The sequence below is a fragment of the Streptomyces sp. ActVer genome (assembly GCF_027270795.1).
Lineage (GTDB): Bacteria > Actinomycetota > Actinomycetes > Streptomycetales > Streptomycetaceae > Streptomyces > Streptomyces umbrinus_A.
In genome coordinates this window covers 1-5,029 of the sequence record NZ_JAPWHT010000609.1, presented here as the reverse complement: position 1 = coordinate 5,029, position 5,029 = coordinate 1, and the positions used below count along the sequence as shown (strand labels likewise).

Below are 5,029 nucleotides of genomic sequence, written 5' to 3'. Positions count from 1 at the left end.
ACGAGCTTCTGCGGCCGTTGTGGGCGAGCCTTGCCGAGAGCGAGGGGTGGGGCGAGGACTGGGGGGAGCGGGTCGAGCAGGCGCGCGCCAAGCTTGATGCGCCCGGTGTCGGGGGGGTCGCCGAGGGGGAGGCCACCGTGCTCGCTCATCGGATGCTCGGTGCCGTTCCGGTGGACCGTGGTGCCGGGAACCTTCGTGAGTGGGCGGACGCCTGTTCCGTCGCGGCGCTCCAGATCCATCGGCTTCTCGATGCCGCGAGCGATGGTGCGTCTTCTGTGACGGCTCGACGGGAGGGGCGTACGCAGGACATGTCGCCGCTTGTCGCGGCCGAACTGCGGCGACAGGTCGCCATCCTGGAGTTGCTGTCCGCCCATGGGCCGGCGGGGGTTCGTCAGGCGCTGGCCCTGTCGACGGAGGGTCGCCGTGTTCTCCGTGCGGTCGTCTCGCGCCGGGCGCGTGGGCGGGTCTGAACGGGTCCTGTACGGCGGGGGCGTGAAAAAGCCGGGACCCACACACGTGGGCCCCGGCTCTTGGTTGTGGGGCTACGGGGTCAAGAACTGGCCCAGGCGGCCCGCCGTTGGCGTGGTGAGTTGGGCTACGCCGTAGTACGTCGACTTGGCGACGGAGACGCCCGAGGCTGTGGTCGGGAGGTACAGGAGCGTGCCGTTGCCGGCGTCCTCACCCTCCGCGCCGATCAGCAGGTGGGCGCGGCCGTGGCCCGAGACGTCCGTCAGCGAGACGGACGATCCCAGCTTGTCGTCCTTCTCCGTGGAGCCGGGGATACCCGCCGTGTCCTGGGAGTAGGACAGCGAACCCGTGCCCGTCAGACCCGACGAGGCGCCCTTGAAGAGCCAGATCGCACCCGCGTTGGCGCGGTTGGTGGTGCGGGTGATGTCCTCGTTCGGGGCACCGGCGAGGACGTCCGCGTAACCGTCGGCGTTGAAGTCGCCCACGGAGACCGAGGTACCGAGCGCGTCCCCGGACTCGTTGGCGCCCGCGACCCCCGCCGTGTCCTGGGTGATCTTCGTCATCCCGGCCGTGGTGAAGCCGGTGGACGTGCCCGGAACCATGGTGACCTGGCCGCCGGAGATCGCGCCGGACTCGGTGGTGTACGGCTGCCCGATGACGATGTCGTCGTAGCCGTTGCCGTTCACGTCGCCCGAGGCGATGGACCGGCCGCCCTTCACGGAGAGTGTCGAAACCTTCGACAGGCCCAGCGACTTGGAGCCCTTGAACCAGGTGACCTTGCCGACGCCGGACGCGTCACGGTAGTTGAGCGCCACGTCCGCGTAGCCGTCCCGGTTGAAGTCACCGGTCGTGGCGTCCGCGTACGAGAGGGCGCCGGAGACGGTGGTGAGGTCGCCCGCGACCTCGTGGCCGTCGTTGAAGCGGGCCGCCCAGTTGCCGCCCGTGCCGGTGGCCGCCGTGAAGACGTCCGCCTTGCCGTCGGCGTTGAAGTCGCCGACCGCGACCGTCGCACCGAAGCGCGCGCCGGCCGGCTCGTAGTCGTCGCCCAGCGCCATGGTGTCGGCACCGGTGTCGAACTTCGGGCCGTACAGGATCGTTACGGCACCGCGGTCCGCGTGGCCGGTCGTGTCGTCCTCGCCGGGCGCACCGATCGCGAGGTCCGCGTAGCCGTCGGCGTTGATGTCGCCCCAGGCCGTGGCAGTGCCCCACTGGTCGCCGGACTCGGCGGCACCCGGAACACCGGCGCTGCCCTGGTTGAGCTTCACCTTCGAGGCGGAGACGGGGCCGTTGACACCGCCCGGCACGAGCGTGAGCCAGCCGCTGCCCTGCTTGGGCGTGGCGGCGACGACGTCGCTGATGCCGTCACGGTTGAAGTCGGCAGTCGGGATCGCGGAGTTCTTGCCGGGGCTGGAGGCGTACCGGCGGATCTCGCTCAGCTTCGAGTAAAGGTTCTTGCCGGGGCACGCGGTGGCGAAGCCGTCGCGGTGGCCGGAGATCGTGTTCAGCGTGGCCTTCTCGCCCGCCTTCCACACACCCGTGTCGGCGGCGGCGGTCAGCGTGACCTGGCCGCTCGGGTTGCCGCCGTACTGGCCCAGCTTCCATGCGGCGACGCGCGCCACGGACTCCAGGGCGGCGCGGCTCGGCCTGCCCGCGGCCTTGGCCGGAGTGGTGGAGGTGGCGGCAGCGCCCTCGAAGTCACCGAGGACGGCGATGCCCGCCGAGTCGCCGTTGAAGCCGTACGTGTGCGCGCCGCGCACCGGCAGGTCGATGCCGCCGCCGCGGCCCTCGAAGATCCGGCCGCACTTGTCGACCAGGAAGTTGTAGCCGAGGTCGTTCCACCCCTCGCTCTGCACGTGGTACGCCATGATGCCGCGCACCAGCGCCGGGGACTCGGCGCAGCTGTAGTCGTTCGTGCCGACCGTGTGGTGCACGAAGACCGCGCTGACCTTGTCGATGTACTCCGGCGGGTCCTTGACCATCGACTCGTCGGCGCCCCACTGGGCTCGGGAGACGATCGGCGGCTGCACCACGGTGGACGGCGGCGGGGACGGCACCGGGTCGGGGGTCGGCGAGGCGGACTCCGACGGGCTCTGAGAGGTGCTCTCGGTGGGCGTCGCCGGGGCGCTGGTCGTGGGCTCCGTACCGGCGGACTCCGTCGGTGACGGGGAGTCCGAGGCCGGGTCGGTCGGGGTCGGGGAGTCGGTCGGGTCCTCGGCGACGAAGGCGGCGTTCTCCAGGGAGGTGCCGGTCGTCGTGCCGAGCGCCTTGTTCTTCGCCTCGGCCGAGGTCACACCCGGGTCGACCAGGCTGACCTCAAGGCCCTTGGGCAGCGGCGAACTCGTCGAGCCGTCGGCCGCCACGACCCGCGCCTCGACACCGTCGCTCGGGCCGACCCACAGCGGGTCGGAGGCACCGCGGGCCTCCTTGGCGCCCGGCTCGGCCTTGTCGACCGGGTGCGGTTCCAGATCCAGGTTCTGCCAGCCGGTCCACTCGCCCGTCGCCAGGTCGCGGGTGCGTACCTGGGCGGTGCCGTCCAGCTCGGTCTTCGCGCCGGTCCAGGTGACGCCGAGCAGCGAGAACTGCTCGGTGCTCGTCCGCTCGACCTCGCGCCGGCCCGAGCCGTCGCTCTGCATCGTGAGCTCGTGCACCTTCACGGGCCGCTTGCTGCGTGCGGCGTCCACGGCCGGGTCCGAGCTCGGGTTCGCGACGGCGTACGTCACGGCGCCCGTCCCGCCCAGCACCACGGCCCCTATCGTCAGCCACGCTCTCCGCTTCAGACTCAGCGGCTTGTACGCATGGGTCGTCCGGCGACTCAAATGCCCCACCCCTAGGAAATCCTCACAAAAAACCCACCCGTCACTGGGGTGGCTTTCTAATTCAGCGGTAAGGCGAGGTTAAACATCACCCAACAGGGGTGTGGGGTACGTCACTTCAGATTCGCGCAGACGTCCGAGGCGGGCGGATGGTTGTACGGGTATCAGCGACTTGTGACGTGACCCTTGTCACTGTGGTGACGTGTGATGTTCGTGGCGCCCGCCCCGCTTGGTCTGCCAGAGGCAGATGTGTGAGCGGTGAGCCAGGGGGCGGAAACGGTGGAGAGGACAAGGCTGTCGGCCGACCTGCGGATGCGGCGGCACGCGGCGGAGTTCGTACGGGACGTCACGGCCCGCAGCCGGCTGCCGTTGGACTACTCGGTCGCGAGCCTGCGGGTGGTCGACTTCGTCGTCGACGGGCTGCGCAAGAGCGGCCGCGACCGCACGGCCGTGGGGCACGTGCTGTTCGGGCTCGGGGTGTACGCCGGTGAGGTGCTCGTCCGCCGGGCCGGTGCCGTGTGGGTCGAATTCGACGAGGGTCAGCGGGAGTTGTTCGGCCAGCCGGTGGGCGTACGGATGCCGGACGGGCGGGTCTGGAATCCGCTGGGCAAGGTCGTGAAGCGGTTCGAGGCGGGGGAGCGGGAGTCGCTGCGGACGTTCTATCTGCAACTGCACGGGCGGACGCGGGCAGGGTTGTCCGGGCAACCCGGGCTCACCGAAGCGGGCGGGACCGGTGACCGTGCCGGGCGTGGCGCCGACCGTGAGGCCGGTCATCGCGTCGGTCGTAGGGCCGGTGGGCCATCTGACGGGCTGTGACATTTCCGTGCCGTCCGGCGCTGATGACCTTGGAGGCGTGCGGGCATGGCGACCCGCGCCGCGCGGTGCGCATTCGGTACGAACTCGGCGTGAACGAGGACACTGTTGGGCCAGGGAGGGGAACCCCACCGCGGGCGGACGTCCGACGGTGAACTCGGCGCGGCCGTCGCACGGGCGCAGGAGGGCGACGAGGCCGCCTTCGCCGTCGCGTACCGGATCGTGCAGCCCGGACTGCTCGGGTACCTGCGGGGGCTGGTCGGCGACGAGGCGGAGGACGTGGCGTCGGACGCCTGGCTGGAGATCGCCCGGGACCTCGGGCGGTTCCGCGGCGACGGGGCGGGGTTCCGCGGCTGGACCGCGACCATCGCCCGGCACCGGGCCCTCGACCATCTGCGGCGGCTGAAGGTGCGGCCGCGGGCGTCCGAGCTGGAACAGGACATGCTCGACCTGCCCGGCCCGCACAGCACGCACGACCAGGCCCTGGAGTCCCTCTCCACGGAGTACGCGCTCGAACTCGTCGCGAGTCTCCCGCGCGACCAGGCCGAGGCCGTACTGCTGCGTGTCGTCGTCGGTCTCGACGGCCCCGCCGCCGCGCGGGTCCTCGGCAAACGCCCCGGCGCGGTACGCACCGCCGCGCACCGGGGCCTGAAGCGCCTCGCGAGCCGCCTCGACGCGGAGGGTGTGACGGATGACGGGCCCAGCACGCTGGGGGAGTCGAGATGAACGGCAAGCAGTCCTTGGCCGGCGAGGGTGGATACGGACATGCCTGAACGACACGACCCCGACGGCCCCCTGAACCCCTCTGCCGGGAACCCGCCCGACCTCGGCGAACTGCTCGCCGCCGCCGTGCGGGGCGACGCGGTCGATGCCGATGCCGAGCGGCGGGTCCTCGCCGCGTTTCGGGCGGCGAGCGACGAGGGGACGCACCGGGC

The 5,029-nt window shown here is 71.4% G+C and carries 4 protein-coding genes; 3 read left to right on the top strand and 1 reads right to left on the bottom strand.

What is annotated here, in order from left to right; genetic code table 11:
* The coding region (locus O3Q52_RS48765; RefSeq protein WP_269654875.1) for a hypothetical protein at positions 1-470 on the top strand (470 nt) is incomplete at its 5' end.
* A gap of 72 nt (positions 471-542) precedes the next feature.
* Here the strand turns inward: O3Q52_RS48765 and O3Q52_RS48760 are convergent.
* On the bottom strand, positions 543-3,101 hold the full coding sequence (locus tag O3Q52_RS48760; RefSeq protein WP_269654876.1) for an FG-GAP-like repeat-containing protein: 2,559 nt from the start codon (positions 3,099-3,101) through the stop codon (positions 543-545).
* A 459-nt stretch (positions 3,102-3,560) separates the two neighbouring features.
* On the opposite strand from O3Q52_RS48760, the gene O3Q52_RS48755 reads away from it, so the two are divergent.
* Both O3Q52_RS48755 and O3Q52_RS48750 read left to right on the top strand, forming a co-directional pair.
* Positions 3,561-4,097, top strand: a complete 537-nt coding sequence (locus O3Q52_RS48755) for a hypothetical protein (protein ID WP_332113016.1) — start codon at positions 3,561-3,563, stop codon at positions 4,095-4,097.
* Positions 4,098-4,202: 105 nt separating this feature from the next.
* Positions 4,203-4,820: an RNA polymerase sigma factor gene (locus tag O3Q52_RS48750; RefSeq protein WP_269654874.1), complete on the top strand. Its 618-nt coding sequence runs from the start codon at positions 4,203-4,205 to the stop codon at positions 4,818-4,820.
* Positions 4,821-5,029: the final 209 nt, after the last annotated feature.